Annotated in this window: 12 protein-coding genes; 8 read left to right on the plus strand and 4 right to left on the minus strand. The window is 62.5% G+C overall.

Annotated features, from left to right (window positions below; translation table 11 throughout):
* Positions 1-9 precede the first annotated feature (9 nt).
* From H040_RS12640 to putA, 3 genes are all read right to left on the minus strand, one after another.
* A complete protein-coding gene (locus H040_RS12640) occupies positions 10-1,812 on the minus strand; it encodes an acyl-CoA dehydrogenase (RefSeq protein WP_027920700.1) in 1,803 nt (600 codons plus the stop codon).
* 238 nt (positions 1,813-2,050) lie between these two features.
* Positions 2,051-2,266, minus strand: coding sequence for a hypothetical protein (locus tag H040_RS27280; RefSeq protein WP_143512521.1), 216 nt, complete (start codon positions 2,264-2,266; stop codon positions 2,051-2,053).
* 197 nt (positions 2,267-2,463) lie between these two features.
* Positions 2,464-6,417 (minus strand): trifunctional transcriptional regulator/proline dehydrogenase/L-glutamate gamma-semialdehyde dehydrogenase, encoded by a 3,954-nt coding sequence (gene putA / locus H040_RS12645; RefSeq protein WP_027920701.1) that lies wholly within the window; start codon positions 6,415-6,417, stop codon positions 2,464-2,466.
* A gap of 358 nt (positions 6,418-6,775) precedes the next feature.
* Here putA and putP point away from each other — a divergent pair, with 358 nt between their 5' ends.
* The 8 genes from putP (at position 6,776) to H040_RS12685 (ending at position 17,027) form a co-directional block, all read left to right on the plus strand.
* Positions 6,776-8,254, plus strand: a complete 1,479-nt coding sequence (gene putP, locus H040_RS12650; protein WP_027920702.1) for a sodium/proline symporter PutP — start codon at positions 6,776-6,778, stop codon at positions 8,252-8,254.
* Positions 8,255-8,437: 183 nt separating this feature from the next.
* Complete coding sequence (locus tag H040_RS12655) at positions 8,438-9,274, plus strand: 23S rRNA (adenine(2030)-N(6))-methyltransferase RlmJ (protein WP_027920703.1); 837 nt, start codon at positions 8,438-8,440, stop codon at positions 9,272-9,274.
* A gap of 238 nt (positions 9,275-9,512) precedes the next feature.
* A complete protein-coding gene (locus H040_RS12660; protein WP_016501928.1) occupies positions 9,513-11,270 on the plus strand; it encodes a carbamoyltransferase family protein in 1,758 nt (585 codons plus the stop codon).
* Positions 11,254-12,384: a glycosyltransferase gene (locus H040_RS12665; RefSeq protein WP_027920704.1), complete on the plus strand. Its 1,131-nt coding sequence runs from the start codon at positions 11,254-11,256 to the stop codon at positions 12,382-12,384. The genes H040_RS12660 and H040_RS12665 overlap by 17 nt, the downstream gene beginning before the upstream one ends.
* The gene (locus tag H040_RS12670) at positions 12,384-13,280 is read left to right on the plus strand and encodes an antimicrobial resistance protein Mig-14 (protein WP_027920705.1); all 897 of its coding nucleotides are present in this window, start codon (positions 12,384-12,386) and stop codon (positions 13,278-13,280) included. Before H040_RS12665 ends, H040_RS12670 begins: the two co-directional genes overlap by 1 nt.
* Positions 13,277-14,680, plus strand: coding sequence for a PIG-L deacetylase family protein (locus H040_RS12675; protein WP_027920706.1), 1,404 nt, complete (start codon positions 13,277-13,279; stop codon positions 14,678-14,680). Before H040_RS12670 ends, H040_RS12675 begins: the two co-directional genes overlap by 4 nt.
* A 38-nt stretch (positions 14,681-14,718) precedes the next feature.
* Positions 14,719-15,675 carry a glycosyltransferase family protein gene (locus H040_RS12680; protein WP_027920707.1) on the plus strand — a complete coding sequence of 319 codons (957 nt, stop codon included), beginning with the start codon at positions 14,719-14,721 and terminating at the stop codon, positions 15,673-15,675.
* A 260-nt stretch (positions 15,676-15,935) separates the two neighbouring features.
* Positions 15,936-17,027, plus strand: a complete 1,092-nt coding sequence (locus tag H040_RS12685) for a glycosyltransferase (protein WP_027920708.1) — start codon at positions 15,936-15,938, stop codon at positions 17,025-17,027.
* Positions 17,028-17,029: 2 nt separating this feature from the next.
* Here the strand turns inward: H040_RS12685 and H040_RS12690 are convergent, their stop codons facing one another.
* Positions 17,030-17,635: a hypothetical protein gene (locus H040_RS12690; RefSeq protein ID WP_027920709.1), complete on the minus strand. Its 606-nt coding sequence runs from the start codon at positions 17,633-17,635 to the stop codon at positions 17,030-17,032.
* Between the last annotated feature and the right edge of the window lie 42 nt (positions 17,636-17,677).

Here is a 17,677-nt window from a genome sequence, read left to right on the forward strand (position 1 = left end):
TGGCTCCCCCTAGAACCACCCGTCTTGCATGGCAAGGCACGTGTCGTCGCGCGCCTCGAGCAATGCCAGCTCATTATGGCAGCCAGGAATTTCCCAGGTCAGGAAATAACGAGCGGCCTGCAGTTTGCCGAGATAGAAATCGCGGTCGACCGGGTTGCCCTTGAGCAGGCCTAGTTCGGCGTGGATGGCTTGTTCCAGCCAGCGCCAGCCGATCACGCAGTGGCCGAAGGCCTTGAGATACAGGGCAGAGTTGGCCAAGGCACCGGCGATCTTGCCCTGGGCCAGGTCGCCGAGCAGGGCAAGCGTTACCGACTGCAGGCGGTTGACCAGTTGCTCCAGTGGTTGGCGCAGGGTGTCCAGGCCCGGATGATGGCTGGCGCGTTCGGCAGTGGCGGCGATCAGCCGGATCAGTTGCTTGAGGCCTGCACCGTCGTTCTGCGCCAGCTTGCGGCCCAGCAAGTCAAGTGACTGGATGCCCTCGGTGCCTTCGTGGATAGGGTTCAGGCGGTTGTCGCGGTAGTACTGCTCCACTGGGTACTCGCGGGTGTAGCCGTGGCCGCCGAGAATCTGGATTGCCAGTTCGTTGGCCTTGAGGCAGAAGGCCGAGGGCCAGGACTTGACGATCGGGGTCAGCAGGTCGAGCAGCTCCTGGGCCTGTTTGCGTACGTTCTCGTCGCTGGCAGTATGGGTGTCGTCGAACAGTCGCGCAGCGTACAAGCCCAGGTCGAAGGCGCCTTCGACATAGGCCTTCTGTGCCAGCAGCATGCGTTTTACGTCGGTGTGCTCGATGATCGGCACGGCCGGGCTTTGCGGGTCCTTGTTGTCCGCCAGGCGGCCTTGTGGCCTTTGGCGAGCGTATTCCAGCGAATACAGGTAACCGGCGTAACCGAGCATCACTGCACCCATGCCAACACCGATGCGCGCCTCGTTCATCATCTGGAACATGCACGCCAGGCCCTGATGCGGCTGGCCGACCAGATAGCCGACGCACTGGCCGTTGTCGCCAAAGTTCAGTGCGGTGGAGGTGGTACCGCGCCAGCCCATCTTGTGGAACAGTCCAGCCAGCAGCATATCGTTGCGTGGGCCGCGGCTGCCGTCGTCGTTGACCAGATACTTCGGTACGATGAACAGCGAAATACCTTTAACGCCAGGCGGTGCGTCCGGCAGCTTGGCCAGCACCATGTGCACGATGTTCTCCGACAGCTCGTGGTCGCCGCCAGAGATGAATATCTTGTTGCCTTTGAGGCGATAAGTGCCATCGCCGGCGGGTTCGGCGCGGGTGCGGATATCGGCCAGCGAAGAGCCTGCGTGTGGTTCGGTCAACGCCATGGTGCCGAAGTAGCGGCCGTCGATCATCGGCTGCAGGTAAAGGCGCTTCTGCTCGTCGGTGCCAAAGCTCTCGATCAGGTTGGCCGCGCCCATGGTCAGGAACGGGTAGGCCGTGGTGCCAGCGTTGGCGGCCTGGAAATGGGCGAAGCAGGCCTGCGAGACCAGGCTGGGCAATTGCATGCCGCCGACGTCGAAATCGCGGTTGGCGTTGAGGAAGCCGGCTTCGAGGAAGGCATCTACGGCGGGTTTCACTTCAGGGATCAGCTCTGCGCGGCCGTCTACGTATCGCGGCTCGTTTTCGTCGGCCTTGCGGTTGTGCGGGGTGAAGAATTTCTCGGCGATGGTGCGGGCTGTGGCCAATGCCGCGTCGAAGGTTTCGCGGCTGTGGTCGGCGAAGCGCGGGCGCTGGGTCAGGGCCTCGGCTTCGAGGACTTCGTAGAGTTCGAAGGCGAGGTTGCGGGGGCTGAGCAGGGTCTCGGGCATGGGAGGCGGTCCTTGAACGGGCTTGGGGCGAGTCTAGGGCCGCAGTGAGAGCGTGGGACAGTTTTATAGGTTTGAGTGATATGTGTGTAGAAGGTGGCATGGCGGGCGGGTGCTTGCCATGCCGTGCTGGGGGGGGGCAGAGACGGGACTGTCAGTTTTTTATGCACCGCGCCGGCCCTGCCAACCATCAGCATCTAAGCAAACCGCTCTATCAGAGAGGTGACAATGCTCTGATGCATCAATTTTCAGCGTTATTGAACTCTTCATCGGTCATCTCTCCCAAATAGGAGACATTGACCAGTACTGTGACGTATCCGCTTGGCCTGACTTGCTTTTTAGCCCATTCAACGGTCTTTGCTGTAACGCGTGGGTGGGGTAGGCCTACTGTGACAGGTGCATAGCGAGTGGCGGTATTGGGCGACTGGAAAGCGAAAAGGTAGAAGTGTTTTTTCATGATCATGTACTCCGTGGTTTTGGGTGTGTTGCCAGGCGAGAATCGCTTCAGTTGGCTTGGCAACGCAGTTGGAAACCACGCCTGACGGGGCAGGCTTGTCGCTCGATCATGCGCAGGGGCGCGCCTGCAAAGCGCGAGCGCGGCGTGAAATGAAAAAGGAGAGCCGAGGCTCTCCTTTTCATCAACGACCCATGGCCTCAGCCAATGGTCATCAGGCTGGCGTTACCACCGGCAGCCGCAGTATTCACACTCACCGCGCGCTCAATCACCAGCCGCTCCAGCGCAATCTGGTGATCACCACTGGACAGCCCGTGCACACCGACGATCGCACCGGCACGCTTGGCCACCTGCTGGCACACGCTGCGCAGTTGGTCCGAGTCGCCATGGTGGATCACGGCGTCGAACGCCACGTCATCCTTGTTCCAGTCCGCCACCAGCTTGATCTTGGCCTGCAGTTCACGCGGCAGGCGGGCACGCAGGGCCTTGCCCGGTTCACTGTCAGCCCACACCGCCGAGCTGCCGACGGCCAGTACCGCAGCCAGTTGCGCCAGCAGATCGACTTCGTTGTCCGCCAGGCACAGCACGTGCTCGCGCGGCAGGATGGTGTAGCTGTTGCGCTCGCCGGTCGGGCCTGGCAGCAGGCGGGCGATGCCGCTTTGCGATTGGCTGGCGAACTGGTCGCACAGCGCCGCCAGGTCGGCCAGCTGATTGCTCTCGGCCCAGGCCTTCAGCCCGTGCAGCGGTTTGACCAACTGATCGTGCAGGGTGCGGTCCGGCTTGCCTTCGCCATCCTGTTGCTGGAAGTGGCGGCCAATCGCGTCGGCCGGGCGGGTCGACAGCAGGCGGTACAGGTACAGCGGGCCGCCGGCTTTCGGGCCGGTGCCAGACAGGCCTTCACCACCAAACGGCTGCACGCCCACCACGGCACCCACGATGTTGCGGTTGACGTACATGTTGCCGGCGTTGGCGTTTTCCACCACCTTGGCGATGGTCTCGTCGATGCGGGTGTGCACGCCGAGGGTCAGGCCGTAGCCCGAGGCGTTGATCTGTTCGATCAGCTGATCGAGATTGCGACGGTTGTAGCGCACCACGTGCAGCACCGGGCCGAAAATCTCACGCTTGAGCTCGTCGAAGCTGTCCAGCTCGATCAGGGTTGGCATCACGAAGGTGCCACGCTTGATCTCGGCTGCATCGGCGATTGCGACTTGGTAAACCGCGCGGCCTTTCTCGCGCATGCCCTGGATGTGCTTCTCGATACCGGCCTTGGCTTCGGCGTCGATCACCGGGCCAATGTCCACGGCCAGGCGGTCCGGGCAACCCAGGCGGCTTTCGGCCATGGCGCCCTTGAGCATTTCGATCACGCGATCGGCGGAGTCTTCCTGCAGGCACAGTACACGCAGGGCCGAGCAACGCTGGCCGGCGCTGTCGAAAGCTGAGGACACCACGTCGATCACCACCTGCTCGGTCAGCGCCGAGGAGTCGACGATCATCGCGTTCTGGCCGCCGGTTTCGGCGATCAGCGGGATCGGCCGGCCCTGGTTGTCCAGTCGGCCAGCGACGTTGCGCTGCAGCAGGCGGGCGACTTCAGTGGAGCCGGTGAACATCACGCCTTTGACGCGCTCGTCACCGACCAAGCCGGCGCCGACGGTTTCGCCGCGGCCTGGCAGCAATTGCAGCACGCCTTCCGGGATACCGGCCTCCAGCAGCAGGCGCACGGCCTGGGCGGCGATCAGCGGGGTCTGTTCGGCAGGCTTGGCCAGCACTGGGTTGCCGGCAGCCAGGGCTGCGGCCACCTGGCCGGTGAAGATCGCCAGTGGGAAGTTCCACGGACTGATGCACACCACCGGGCCCAGCGGGCGGTGGGCGTCGTTGCTGAAGTCGTTGCGTGCCTGCACCGCGTAGTAGCGCAGGAAGTCCACGGCTTCACGCACTTCGGCGATGGCGTTGGCGAAGGTTTTACCGGCTTCGCGGATGAGCAGGCCCATCAGCGGTTGGATTTCGGCTTCCATCAGGTCGGCGGTGCGTTCGAGAATTGCAGCACGCTCGGCCGGTGGGGTGGCCTGCCAGATCGGCGCGGCGTTCAGCGCGCACTGGATGGCATTGTCGACGTCGGCAACGGTGGCTTCCTGCACGTGGCCGACCACGTCGCGGTGGTCCGCCGGGTTGAGTACCGGTACGGCAGAAACTTCGCTGGCGGCGCAGGCCAGCAGCGGGGTGGCTTTCCAGTCGTTGTTGGCAGTGGCCAGCATGGCGCAGGACAGCGACGCCAGGCGGTGTTCGTTGGCCATGTCGATGCCGGCCGAGTTGGCGCGGTCGCTGCCATAGAGGTCGCGCGGCAACGGGATGCGTGGGTGCGGCAGGCCGATGCTGCCTTCCTGGGCGCCCATGCGTTCGATGCTGGTTACCGGGTCGGCGACCAGTTCCTGGATGGAGATCGAGTGGTCGGCGATACGGTTGACGAACGAGGTGTTGGCACCGTTTTCCAGCAGGCGGCGGACGAGATAGGCCAGCAGGGTTTCGTGGGTACCGACAGGGGCGTACACACGGCATGGACGGTTCAGCTTGCCATCGGCGATCTTGCCTACAACCTGTTCGTACAGCGGTTCACCCATGCCGTGCAGGCACTGGAACTCGTACTGGCCCGGGTAGTAGTTCTGGCCGGCGATGTGGTAGATGGCCGACAGCGTGTGGGCGTTGTGGGTGGCGAATTGCGGGTAGATCGCCTCTGGCACGGCCAGCAGCTTGCGGGCACAGGCAACGTAGGACACGTCGGTGTACACCTTGCGGGTGTAGACCGGGTAGCCTTCCAGGCCTTCGACCTGGGCGCGCTTGATTTCGCTGTCCCAGTAGGCGCCTTTTACCAGGCGGATCATCAGGCGGTGGCGGCTGCGCTTGGCCAGGTCGATGACATAGTCAATCACGTAAGGGCAGCGCTTCTGGTAGGCCTGGATAACGAAGCCGATACCGTTCCAGCCAGCCAGGGCTGGCTCGAAGCACAGGCGCTCAAGCAGGTCGAGGGACAGCTCCAGGCGGTCGGCTTCCTCGGCGTCGATGTTCAGGCCGATGTCGTACTGCTTGGCCAGCAGGGTCAGCGACAGCAGGCGTGGGTACAGCTCTTCCATCACGCGCTCATACTGGGCGCGGCTGTAGCGTGGGTGCAGGGCCGACAGCTTGATCGAGATGCCCGGGCCTTCATAGATGCCGCGGCCATGGGATGCTTTGCCGATCGAGTGGATTGCTTGCTCGTAGGACGCCAGGTATTTCTGTGCGTCATGCTCGGTCAGTGCGGCTTCGCCAAGCATGTCGTAGGAGTAGCGGAAGCCCTTGGCTTCGAAGCGGCTGGCGTTGGCCAGGGCTTCGGCGATGGTCTCACCGGTCACGAACTGCTCACCCATCAGGCGCATGGCCATGTCGACACCCTTGCGGATCATCGGTTCGCCGCTCTTGCCGATGATGCGGGTCAGCGAGGAGGTGAGGCCGGCCTCGTTGTGGGTAGAGACCAGTTTGCCGGTCAGCAGCAGGCCCCAGGTGGCGGCGTTGACGAACAGCGACGGGCTGTTGCCCAGGTGCGGCTGCCAGTTGCCGTTGCTGATCTTGTCGCGGATCAGGGCGTCGCGGGTGCCTTTGTCAGGGATGCGCAGCAGGGCTTCGGCCAGGCACATCAGGGCAACGCCTTCCTGGGACGACAGGGAAAACTCCTGGAGGAGGCCCTGAACGATGCCGGCGCGGCCGCCAGCGCTCTTCTGATTGCGCAGCTTTTCCGCGATGCCGGCCGCCAGCTTGTTGGTGGCTTCGGCCAACGGGGCGCTCAGGCGCGCCTGCTCCAGCAGCATAGGTACCACTTCCTGCTCGGGGCGGCGGTAGGCGGCAGTGATTGCGGAACGCAGTACCGACTGCGGCAGGATGCTTTCGGCAAATTCGAGGAAGCACTGGTGGGCGTGGTCTGGCTGCACTTCGCCAGCGTCATCGGCCAGGTTGTTGGCGTGACCGTTGAGTTCGGTCAGGGTAGCGCCACCCTCGAGCTTCTCCAGGTAGTTGAAGATCGCTTGCTTGATCAACCAGTGCGGCGTGCGGTCGATGGACTGCGCAGCTGCTTTGAGTCGCTCACGGGTCGGGTCGTCAAGTTTGACCCCAAGGGTGGTCGTCGCCAATTTTCTTATCCTCATTATTGCCACGGTTGTGGCTTAAGCTGCGCCAAGATTAGCTGTAGCCGTTTTTGGGTGCAACCAGGTGCAACCCGATTTTTTTGAGGAAAAGGTGCAACTCGTCTGTTGATATTTCTTGCAGGCTAAAAAGAAACCATTACGGTGCATTTTCTTATGGATAACGTCGTTTTTGCTCCAAAAAGAAGCAAGGAGGAGGACTTTTCCGAAACGGCACGGCCGGGTGCAACTTGCAAATGAAAAATGGTTGCACCGACTTTGCGTTGTTGCATAGCATTCGCCGCCTGGGTGCAACCGCCTTGAGGGCGGTTGCGCATGAGATAAAAACAAACGCCAGGGCACACGCATGGGCAATCCACTCACGATCACGTTCGTGATCTACATCGCGGCAATGGTGCTGATCGGCTTCGCGGCCTATCGCTCCACCAACAATCTTTCCGACTACATCCTCGGTGGGCGCAGCCTGGGTAGCGTGGTCACCGCGCTCTCTGCCGGTGCTTCCGACATGAGTGGCTGGCTGCTGATGGGCCTGCCGGGCGCCATCTACTTTTCCGGCCTCTCCGAAGCCTGGATCGCTATCGGGCTGACCGTCGGCGCTTACCTGAACTGGTTGTTCGTCGCCGGCCGTCTGCGCGTGCAGACCGAGCACAATGGTGATGCGCTGACCTTGCCTGACTACTTCTCCAGCCGCTTCGAAGACAGCAGTGGCGTGCTGCGGATCATCTCGGCGATCGTCATCCTGGTGTTCTTCACCATCTATTGCGCCTCTGGCATCGTTGCCGGTGCCCGTCTGTTCGAAAGCACTTTCGGCATGCCGTACGAGACCGCCCTGTGGGCCGGTGCTGCAGCAACCATCGCCTACACCTTCGTCGGCGGTTTCCTGGCAGTGAGCTGGACCGATACCGTGCAAGCCTCGCTGATGATCTTTGCACTGATCCTCACGCCGGTCATCGTGCTGATCTCCACCGGTGGCTTCGATACTACCTTCCTCGCTATCGAAGCGCAGAATCCGGCCAACTTCGACATGCTCAAGGGTGCAACCTTCGTTGGCATCATCTCGCTGATGGGTTGGGGCCTGGGCTACTTCGGCCAGCCGCACATCCTGGCGCGCTTCATGGCCGCCGACTCGGTCAAGTCGATTGCCAACGCCCGTCGCATCTCCATGACCTGGATGATCCTGTGCCTGGCCGGCACCTGCGCCGTGGGCTTCTTCGGTATCGCCTACTTCTCGGCACACCCTGACCTGGCGGGCCCGGTCACCGAGAACCATGAGCGCGTGTTCATCGAGCTGGCCAAGATCCTGTTCAACCCATGGATCGCCGGTGTGCTGCTGTCGGCCATCCTGGCGGCGGTAATGAGTACCCTCAGCTGCCAGCTGCTGGTCTGCTCCAGTGCCCTGACCGAGGACTTCTACAAGGCCTTCCTGCGCAAGAACGCTTCGCAGGGTGAGCTGGTCTGGGTCGGCCGCCTGATGGTGCTGGCCGTCGCCCTGATCGCCATTGCCATGGCTGCCAACCCGGAAAACCGCGTGCTGGGCCTGGTGGCCTACGCCTGGGCCGGCTTCGGTGCTGCCTTCGGGCCAGTGGTGCTGATCTCGGTACTGTGGAAGGGCATGACCCGTAATGGTGCGCTGGCCGGTATCGTGGTCGGTGCGCTGACAGTGATCCTGTGGAAGCAGATCGATACCTGGGGCTTGTACGAAATCATCCCGGGCTTCTTGCTGGCGAGCATCGCCATCATCGTGGTGAGCAAGCTGGGCAGCCCGTCGCAGGCGATGGTGCAGCGCTTCGAAACCGCTGATGCGGCGTACCACGCCGACAAGTAATTGCCGTTGAATCGGCGGCGCCTGCTTCGCGGGTAAACCCGCTCCCACAGGAGCTGCGCAGCACTTGAGTGCCGTGGAGTCCCTGGGGCGGGTTTACCCGCGAAGCAGGTGCCGCCGATCAGCAGTCCGGACCTGACTCCGCCCGCAAGGCAAGGTAAACTTGCCGACTTCGCAGGAGTTGCCATGAACTATCGTCACGCCTTCCACGCCGGCAACCATGCCGACGTCCTCAAACACATCGTGCTGACCCGCCTCATCGCCCTGATGTCGCGCAAGGAGCAGCCGTTCGCCTACATCGACACCCACGCAGGCCTAGGCCTGTACGACCTGCAAGGCGACCAGGCGACCCGCACCGGCGAATACCTCGAGGGGGTCGCGCGTCTGTGGAATCGCGATGACATCCCGGCCATGGCCGCGGACTACCTGCGTATCATCAAGCGCCTCAATGCCGATGGTAAGCTGCGCTATTACCCGGGTTCGCCCGAGCTGGCCCGCCGCCTGATGCGCGAGCAGGACCGTGCACTGCTCAACGAAAAGCACCCGGAAGACGGGCCGCTGCTCAAAGAGAACATGAAGAAAGACCCGCGTGTGGTCGTGCACCTGGGGGAAGGCTGGCATGTGCCGCGGGCTTTGCTGCCCGTGCAGGAAAAGCGTGCGATCATGCTGATCGACCCGCCGTTCGAGCAGGCCGACGAGCTCAAGCGCTGCACCACCTCGATGAAAGAGGCGATCGGCCGCATGCGCCAGACCGTCGCAGCCATCTGGTACCCGATCAAGGACCAGCGCTCGCTGACCCGCTTCTACCAGGACCTGACCAGTACCGGCGCGCCGAAGCTGCTGCGGGTCGAGCTGTATGTGCATCATCAGGATAGCCCGCAGGGCCTCAATGGCTCTGGCCTGGCAATCGCCAACCCGCCTTGGGGGCTGGAAGAAGAGCTGCGCGAACTGCTGCCCTGGCTGGCCAAGGAGCTGGCGCAGACGGCCGGCAGCTTCCGCATGGACTGGCTGATCGCCGAATAGCCGGCCGTGCGAGCCCTTGTAGGCGCGGCCTCGTGTCGCGAAAGGGGCGCGAAGCGGCCCCCGGATCTTCAGCTTCGCAGCAGAAACTGCCGGGGCTGCTTCGCAGCCCTTTCGCGACACGAGGCCGCTCCTACAACGGCCGCGCAGCCTGCGATGTTTGCGTTATAATCTCGCCCTTTAGCCGCCACCCGCCCATGAGGCCGCTGGCGCATCTCTACCGAATGAAGAGGCTAATCCCTTGGCATTGACGATTCTTGGCCTGTCCGGCGCCCTTAGCCATGACCCTTCCGCGGCCCTGTACATCGACGGCAAACTGATTGCCGCCGCCGAAGAAGAGCGCTTCGTGCGTGACAAGCATGCGAAGAACCGCATGCCCTACGAGTCGGCGAAATTCTGCCTGGAGCAAGCTGGCATCAAGCCGTCCGACGTCGACGTGGTGGCCATTCCGTTCGCCCCGATCAGCCTGTTCGGCAAGGCCCGCTGGCACTACGCCAAGCGCTATTGGTATGCCCCGGACCGCGCACTTGACGCAATCCTGATGGGCAACCGTCGCTACAAGCGCTACCGCAAGAAGATCGTCTGGTGCCTTGAGCAACTGGGCTTCGACCCGAAAAAGGTCAAGATCGAGCCGGTCGAACACCACCTTGCACACGCTTCCAGCGCTTACCACTGCTCGGGCTTCAAAGAGAAGACCGCGATCCTTGGCATCGACGGCAAGGGTGAGTACGCCACCACCTTCTTCGGCTACGGCGAAAACGGCAAGATCCACAAGATCAAGGAATTCTTCGATCCGGACTCGTTGGGTGGCCTGTATGGCGCCATCACCGAATTCCTCGGTTTCGAAATGCTCGATGGCGAGTTCAAGGTCATGGGCATGGCGCCCTACGGCGATGCCAGCAAGTACGACTTCTCCCGCCTGGCCAGCTTTGAAAACGGCGAACTGGTGATCAACACCGAGTACGCCAACGTCATCGGCCTGCGCCGCTACAAAGAGAAGGGCAAGGGCTTCTACTTCTCGCCGAAGCTGATCGAATGGCTGGGCCCCAAGCGCGAAGGCGACATCGCCGACGAGCCGTACATCCACTACGCGGCCAGCATGCAGGCGTTGTTCGAGAAGCTGGCGCTGCAGATGATCGACCACTACCTGGGCGATACCCTGCGTGAAACCGGCAAGCTGGCCTTCGCTGGCGGCTGCGCGCTGAACGTCAAGCTCAACCAGAAGATCATTGCCCGCCCGGACGTGAAAGAGCTGTTCGTTCAGCCGGCTTCCGGCGACGCCGGCACTGCAGTCGGTGCGGCCGCCTATGTGTCCCACGCCCGTGGCGTACCGGTCGAGAAGATGGAGCACGTCTACCTCGGCCCTTCGTACTCCAATGAAGACGTGATCGCCGCCTGTGCCCGTCACCCGGACCAGCCGAAATGGCGCAAGCTCGACAACATGCCACAGCAGATCGCCCAGATCATGGTCGATGGCAACCCGGTGGCCTGGTTCCAGGGCCGCATGGAGTTCGGCCCGCGCGCGCTGGGTGGCCGTTCGATCATTGGCTGCCCGAGCGTCGAAGGTGTGGCTGACCGCATCAACCACCAGATCAAGTTCCGCGAGCGCTGGAGACCTTTCTGCCCGTCGATGCTCGACACCGTCGCCCCGCAGATGATCAAGGTCGACCACCCGGCGCCGTTCATGACCTTCACCTTCGAAGTGGCTGAAGAGTGGAAGACCCGTGTGCCGGAAGTGGTCCACGAGGACGGTACTTCGCGAGCCCAGGTGCTCAAGCGCGAGTACAACCCGCGTTACTACGACATGATGAAGGCGCTGGAAGACCTGACTGGCAACGGTGTGTCGCTGAACACCTCGCTGAACCGCCGTGGCGAGCCGATGATCTGCTCGCCGACCGATGCGCTGAACATGTTCTTCGGTTCGGACCTGCAGTACCTGATCATGGAAGATATCCTGGTCGTGAAGGACGGCGCAGCCGCCTATGACCAGCCGCTCTGAAGCGCGGATCCTGCAGTTCTGCCATGGCTATGACGGGCCGTTCCTCGACTGCGCCCGTCAGTACGCCAGCCTGTTCCAGGGCAGCGGCTACAAGGTCACCACTGTGTTCCTCACTGGCGCCGCCGACCCGCAGGTTGCGGCCGGTTGTGCGTCGGACGAGGTGCTGTTTCTCGAATTCAGCTCCAAGGCCGTGCGTGGTCTGAAACTCGGTGCAATTCGTGCCCTGCGGCGCATCGCGGCCGAGCGCAATTTCAGCTTCTGCATTGCTCACCGCTTCAAGCCGATCTATGTCGCGCTGCTGGGTACAGGCTTGCCGGTGATCGGTGTGCACCATGCGTTCGGCGACTACGAGCGCAAGGGCCGGCGGATTTTCGCCAACCTGTTCAGCAAGCGCCTGAGCCTGCTGGGCGTGTCGGATGCGGTGCGTGACGACATGCGCCGGTGCCTGCCGCAGTGGCCTGCCGAACGAATCCAGACGCTGTACAACCGTATCGATATCGACGCCCTGCAAGCTGCCCTGGTACCCCGTGCCGAGGCCCGTGCGGCGTTGGGCCTGGATGCCCAGGCTTGGGTGGTCGGCAATGTCGGTCGCCTGCACCCTGACAAGGATCAGGCGACCTTGCTGCGTGGCTTTGCCGAGGCACTGCCTGGCCTGCCTGCTGGCGCACGCCTGGCCATCCTTGGCAAGGGCCGCCTGGAGGCCGAGCTCAAGGCGCTGGCTGCCGAGCTTGGCATTGCCGGGCAGGTGGACTTTCTCGGCCAGGTGGCGGGCGCCCGTCGCTATTTCCGGGCCTTCGATGTTTTTGCCTTGAGTTCCGACCATGAGCCGTTCGGTATGGTCCTGCTCGAAGCCATGGTCGCCGGCGTACCGGTGCTGGCCACGGCTTGTGGTGGTGCACGCGAAGTGGTCGAAGGGGTTGGCGTGCTGTTTCCGCTGGCCGATGCCGCGCAACTGGCGCAGGCGCTGCGGCACCTGGCAGCGCTGGATGCACAGCAACGTGAAGCCTGTGCCATGCATATGCTGCGGCGCCTGCACGAGCGTTTTTCCGACCAGGCTGTGCGCGAAGCGTTCTGGCAGTTGCCACAAGTTCGTGAGTTGGTGGGGAAGGCTTGATGCTCAATCATGTTCAAGCCATCCGCGAGCGCGGCTGGCGGGTCATCGACGCGGCAGCCTATGCAGAGGCGTGGGCGCGCTTTGGTGGCAGCGTAGCGACCCACCCATTGGTGGTCGAGCAACTGGCGGATCTGGCGCAGATTCCCGTGCGTTATCTGGGCTGGTACCAGGCAGGTGAGCTGACCGCGGCCATTGCGACCTGGGGCCGTCATCTGGCGCTGTCCAAAGACGTGCTCAAGCGTGCGGGCAAGAAGGCCCTGTTCGACCTTGGCAATGCCGAGATCATCCTGCCGGCGGCAGCTGATGCCGGCGCGCCGTTGCGCCATGCCGCACGCTACCTGTCCGAACTGAACCAGGGCCGTTTCAGTGGCCTGAAGGTGCAGAAGGAGCAGCTGGCCATGGCTCGTGCCCATGAAGACCTGTCGAAGAAGTTCCGCTACAACCAGCGCCGCGAATTGCGCCTGCTGGAAGAAGCGGGTGGCGTGGTGCGCCCGATCAGCGACTTCAGCGCGCAGCACATCGCTGCCATGTACTGCGACCTGTTCCAGCGCCGCTGGGGCTTCCCGGCCACCGGTGCCGAGCGCATGGCCGATGTGCTGGAGCGGCTGCGTGAACTGCTGATCGGCTCGGTGCTGATGCTCGATGACAAGCCGATCGCCATTCAACTGGTGTATCGCGTCGAGGCCCCCGAGTGGATCAGCGTCGAATACATCAACGGCGGCGTCGACCCGGAAACCAAAGCCTTCAGCCCGGGTAGCGTGCTGAGCTTCCTCAATACCCAGGCAGCCTGGGAAGATGCCCGTGCGCGTAACAAACCCCTGCGCTTCTCGTTCGGCCGTGCCGACCGGGAGTACAAGGACCGTTGGTGCAACCCTGTGCCGGTATTCCAGGCGTGAGTCGCAAGCAGCAGTTGCTCAAGCGCCACCGGCGCAACAAACGCCTGGGTTTGCTGGCCAGCCTGGCCGTGCTGCTGGCGCTGGGCGTCTTCACCTGGTGGTGGCTGCCGCTGTTGCTGTTGCCACTGCTCTGGGCTGCACACGAAGCCTGGTTCGCCGACCACCTGTTCTATGCGCCAGGCGAGGATTACGCCTACCGCTTCGGCGAACTGAGCCACGAAGTGCCGGCTGTGCTGCACGATGGGCTGCTCAAGGTGGACACCGCGTTGCAGGGCGATGAGACCCTGATCCTTGAAGTGCGGGTGAAAAGTGGATGGCTGGGGCGTTTCCTCGATCCACATGTAGAGCTGCGCGGCGGCGAAGCTGATGATCGGCAAACGTTCGAACGCGGTGTCGATGGGCTGCGCTTCCTCAACCTCACCGGGATGGCCGCACCTTTGCAGGCGGGCACGCTACGTCTGCGCGGGCGATATTGCCGGTTGCAGGGTGAGCCACGGCTGTGGATAACCCCCAGCGTCGAGCTGCAGCGTCGCCGCGTGATGGTCATCGCGCCGCATGCCGATGATGCCGAGCTGGCTGCTTATGGCTTGTACAGCCAGGCGGACGAGACCTGGGTCGTGACCCTGACTGCGGGTGAGATCGAGGCCGAACACTATCAGCAGATGGGCCTTGGCAAGCCGGAGGCCGCCCGCTTGAAGGGTCGCCTGCGCGCTTGGGACAGTATCGCCGTACCGCGTTGGGCTGGCGTGCCAGAGTCCCGCTGCGTGCAGTTAGGGTATTTCTGCCTGCAGCTGCCCGCCATGCAGGCGGCCCCTGATCAGCCTGCCGCGTCCCGCGAAGCGGACATGGTCGATATTCGCCCGTTCCGCCAGTTCAACCCGTTCCCGCTGCCGGCCGACCGCGACGGTAAGCCAACCTGGCACAACCTGCTGGCTGATCTGCGGGCCCTGCTGGAAATGGCCAAGCCTGAAGTGCTGGTCATGCCGCATCCGCAGCTCGATCCGCATCCTGATCATGTCTGTGCCCAGGCAGCAGTCATGGAGGCCTTGCAAGGCCTGGCCTGTCAGCCGCAGACGCTGCTGTGTTACGCCAACCACCTGCATGACAACGACCGCTGGCCAATGGGCGACAGCGGCGATGGCGTGGCCTTGCCGCCGCAACTGAGCGCCGAGCAGGCCTGGGCGCCGTGCACGTTGCTGTTGGATGTAGCTACCCAGCGTGACAAGGCCATGGCCTTGGGCATGATGCACGACCTCCAGCCCCGGGCGCCGTTCAAGCGTCGCCTGCGCCGGTTGTTGCAGCGCTGGCTGGCAGGGCGCCGAGCGTCGCCTTACGGAGAGAACGAGTTCTTCCGCAAGGCCGTGCGCCGGCACGAATTGTTCTGGCGGCGTGAGCTGTAAAACCTGACCGGGATGGCGCAGAGCGCCCAAGGAAAGCAATGAAAGTCCTATTTCTAGTACAGAAGGAACAGCGTGCGATCCTCGATCGCCTGTACGATGGTGTCGCGGCCAACTGTGAATGCGACCTGCGCTGGTTGACCAGCGAAGACCAGCGCAACCTGCGCCGTTATTTCAAACGGGAAGTGCAGGTCGAACGTTATGACCGCATTGTCTTTTTCCTGCGCTTCAAGCAAGAAATCCGTCAGGTCGCCTTCATTCGTACGGTGCCAAACCTGGTCATTCTGGAGCACGACGCCTACCAGAATTACATCCCTTGCAAATACACCGGCAAGTTCAGCGCGCATTACCGCAAGCTGCCGTGGGCACGTGTGATCAGTTCGGGCTACATGGTCAGCGAGCGCCTGCGCCAGGAAGGTTTTGACGCGGTGTTCGTGCCCAAGGGCTACGACGAGCAACTGCTGGCCGATCAAGGCCGTGAGCGTGACATTGAGCTGGCATTCGTCGGCAGCACCAACAGTGTCGCCTACAGCGGGCGCAAGGCGCTGCTGGATGAGCTGGGGCGGGTAGAGAACCTGGTGGTGACCCGCACCAAGTCGGGTGAGGACTACTGCAACACACTCAACCGTATTCAGTTCTTTGTCAGCGCCGACGTTGGTATGGGCGAGTACATGATCAAGAATTTCGAGGCCATGGCCTGTGGCTGCGTGCTGCTGGCGTACGACCAGGGCGAAGCAGAGAACCGCGCGCTGGGTCTGCAGGACATGCACAACGTCGTGTTTTATGGCGACATCCCGACGCTGCAGGCCAAGTTGCGTATCTTGCGTGAAAATCCCGAACTGGCTAGGCAGATTGCCAGCAATGGGCGCGAACTGGCCGTTTCGCGTTTCAGTTTCGCAGCCGTCGGGCAGAGCATCGTGGAGCACATGCGCCCGGCGCTCAGGCCCCACCCGCCGTTGTCCGGTTGGCAACGTTTGCGGCTGAAGCTGGGCTTCTGATCGCAAGCGTGGCCGATCACGGCTTCAAACCATGGCTATTCTGGGCACTAACCCGTGATTTCAGGGGTGTCCAAGAGAGTGCCAAATCTGTCTAACATTTCCAGCCTATGCTGGAAAAAGGCGCTTGCCCGACGTTGCGTGGAGGGTAAGACTGGCATTGACGCTGGTTGATGGCGCCATTACCCATATGGAAATTTCATTTCTTGTTGATTGAAGTTGCAGTCCCACCTGGCTCGCACGGGAGAGGGGCTCTATCCCCCATGAATATTGTCAACATGATGTGGGCAGGCGGTTCGCCGTACATGTCCATTCACAAGGTTCACCAACAGGTGCTGTCGCATGCGGGAGCTGACGCCCGTATCAGTGATTGGTTAATGCTCGGTGGTGAGCTGTGCCATGGCCGCAGCCCCGCGCGCGCGTGGCACATGCCGCAGCGTGTACTTAAGGGCAAGAGCTTTTGGCGCCTGTTGCTGCCCTGGCAGCGCATGCGTCTGTACAGGGCCCTGAGAGAGGCCCAAGCTGATGTGATCTTGCTCGACGGCGTCGGGGTCGCACGCTTGGTGCTGCCAGTGCTGCAGCGCATCCCGCAGCTGCAGGCCAAGGTGCTGTTCCATGGCATGACCCGGCTGAATGCCAATGATGTGCTTTTGTTGAACGAGCTGCCTGCAGACCGACTGAGTATCGCAGCGGTCTCGCAGACTTTGGCGCGGTCGCTTGAGCGGGACATCGGTCGTCCCGTGCAGACGCTGCGCATGGCATTCGACCCGCAGGCTTTCGCCAGGAAGTTGCTCAGTTGCGAGCAGGCTCGTCAGATGCTGGCGCTGCCCCAAACCTCTGGTCAGGTGCTTGGAGCAGTGGGGCGGCTGGTGGAAAGCAAAGGCTTTGAAACGCTTATCAAGGCATTCGCCAAGGGTGCAGCCAGCAAGCCGGACATGCGCCTGGTGATTGTCGGTGACGGCCCTCTGCGCGCCAGCTTGCAGGCGCAAGTTGCTGAACTGGGGCTTACGGGGCGCGTGATTCTATGCGGGCACCACAACGATTTGCAGCGACTCTACCGGGCGTTTGACTGGCTGCTGGTGCCGTCGCGTGCCGAAGGCCTGGGCCTGGTGGTACAAGAAGCCGTGATGGCGGATCTGCCGGTGGTTTGCAGCGAGTTGCCAGTGTTTCGTGAGCAGTTGCAGCAAGAGGGCTGCTACCTGCCGGTTGGCAATGTCGAAGCCTGGGCCAAGGCAATCGAGCGCTGCGATGCACCTAGCGCAAAGGCCTTGGCCGTTCGTCAGCGCGAGGCGCTGGCGCCCGAGGCAGCATGGCAGGCGTTTTGCGATGGGGCACAGAAACTGCTGCGTGGGTGAAGTCAGCGAGCCAGGAGGGCCGCCTGGAAGTCGGCGATGGGGAACCGGTCACCCAGGTTCTCTCGCTCGATGTATCGCACCATATGTTGCACATTGCGCCTGATCATCCGTGCAGATAATGGCGGGCGCAGAAAACGCATGTCTGCTACATCGATCAGGCCGAGGCGCTGGTCAGGTGTTACCACTACATTGCCCAGGTGCAGCGACCGGAAGTACACGCCACTGCGGTGCAATTGACGGATCAATTCGATAAGCCGGGGCAGCCAGGCATGCCAGCTGAACCCGGCATCACGCGATAACTGCAGCAATGTACGTCCCGGCAGTGGGCGATACAGCACTGCTGTTCTGCCGGGCAAATCCAGTTTGTGCTGGCTGATCACTTCGAGTGTAGGGATGCCGAGTTGCTTCAGGCGAGCGGCGTTGTCGACGAAGCGCTGCGAGTAAGGTCGGAGCAGCGCAGATGAAATCAGGCGCTTCCTACGGAATATCTTGAGGAAATTCCCATCTGCGAGCAGGTAAACTTTGGCGCCATGGCTATCTGCCTCTAGCACCTGGGCTCCAAGTGTCAGCTGATCGAAGTCGACCTGGGAGAGGCGGGAGCACTGCATGTATAGGGCCTTGTCGTCTGCAAGCAAAAATGGCTGACAATA

Source organism: Pseudomonas sp. URMO17WK12:I7 (assembly GCF_003269045.1).
Taxonomy (GTDB): Bacteria; Pseudomonadota; Gammaproteobacteria; order Pseudomonadales; family Pseudomonadaceae; genus Aquipseudomonas; species Aquipseudomonas putida_J.

What these genes read in the sequence shown, in the direction of transcription:
- H040_RS12640 (WP_027920700.1), bottom strand. Translation starts at nt 1,812, where the DNA reads ATGCCCGAGACCCTGCTCAGCCCCCGCAACCTCGCCTTCGAACTCTAC.
- H040_RS27280 (WP_143512521.1), bottom strand. Translation starts at nt 2,266, where the DNA reads ATGAAAAAACACTTCTACCTTTTCGCTTTCCAGTCGCCCAATACCGCC.
- putP (WP_027920702.1), top strand. Translation starts at nt 6,776, where the DNA reads ATGGGCAATCCACTCACGATCACGTTCGTGATCTACATCGCGGCAATG.
- H040_RS12655 (WP_027920703.1), top strand. Translation starts at nt 8,438, where the DNA reads ATGAACTATCGTCACGCCTTCCACGCCGGCAACCATGCCGACGTCCTC.
- H040_RS12665 (WP_027920704.1), top strand. Translation starts at nt 11,254, where the DNA reads ATGACCAGCCGCTCTGAAGCGCGGATCCTGCAGTTCTGCCATGGCTAT.
- H040_RS12670 (WP_027920705.1), top strand. Translation starts at nt 12,384, where the DNA reads ATGCTCAATCATGTTCAAGCCATCCGCGAGCGCGGCTGGCGGGTCATC.
- H040_RS12680 (WP_027920707.1), top strand. Translation starts at nt 14,719, where the DNA reads ATGAAAGTCCTATTTCTAGTACAGAAGGAACAGCGTGCGATCCTCGAT.
- H040_RS12685 (WP_027920708.1), top strand. Translation starts at nt 15,936, where the DNA reads ATGAATATTGTCAACATGATGTGGGCAGGCGGTTCGCCGTACATGTCC.
- H040_RS12690 (WP_027920709.1), bottom strand. Translation starts at nt 17,635, where the DNA reads ATGCAGTGCTCCCGCCTCTCCCAGGTCGACTTCGATCAGCTGACACTT.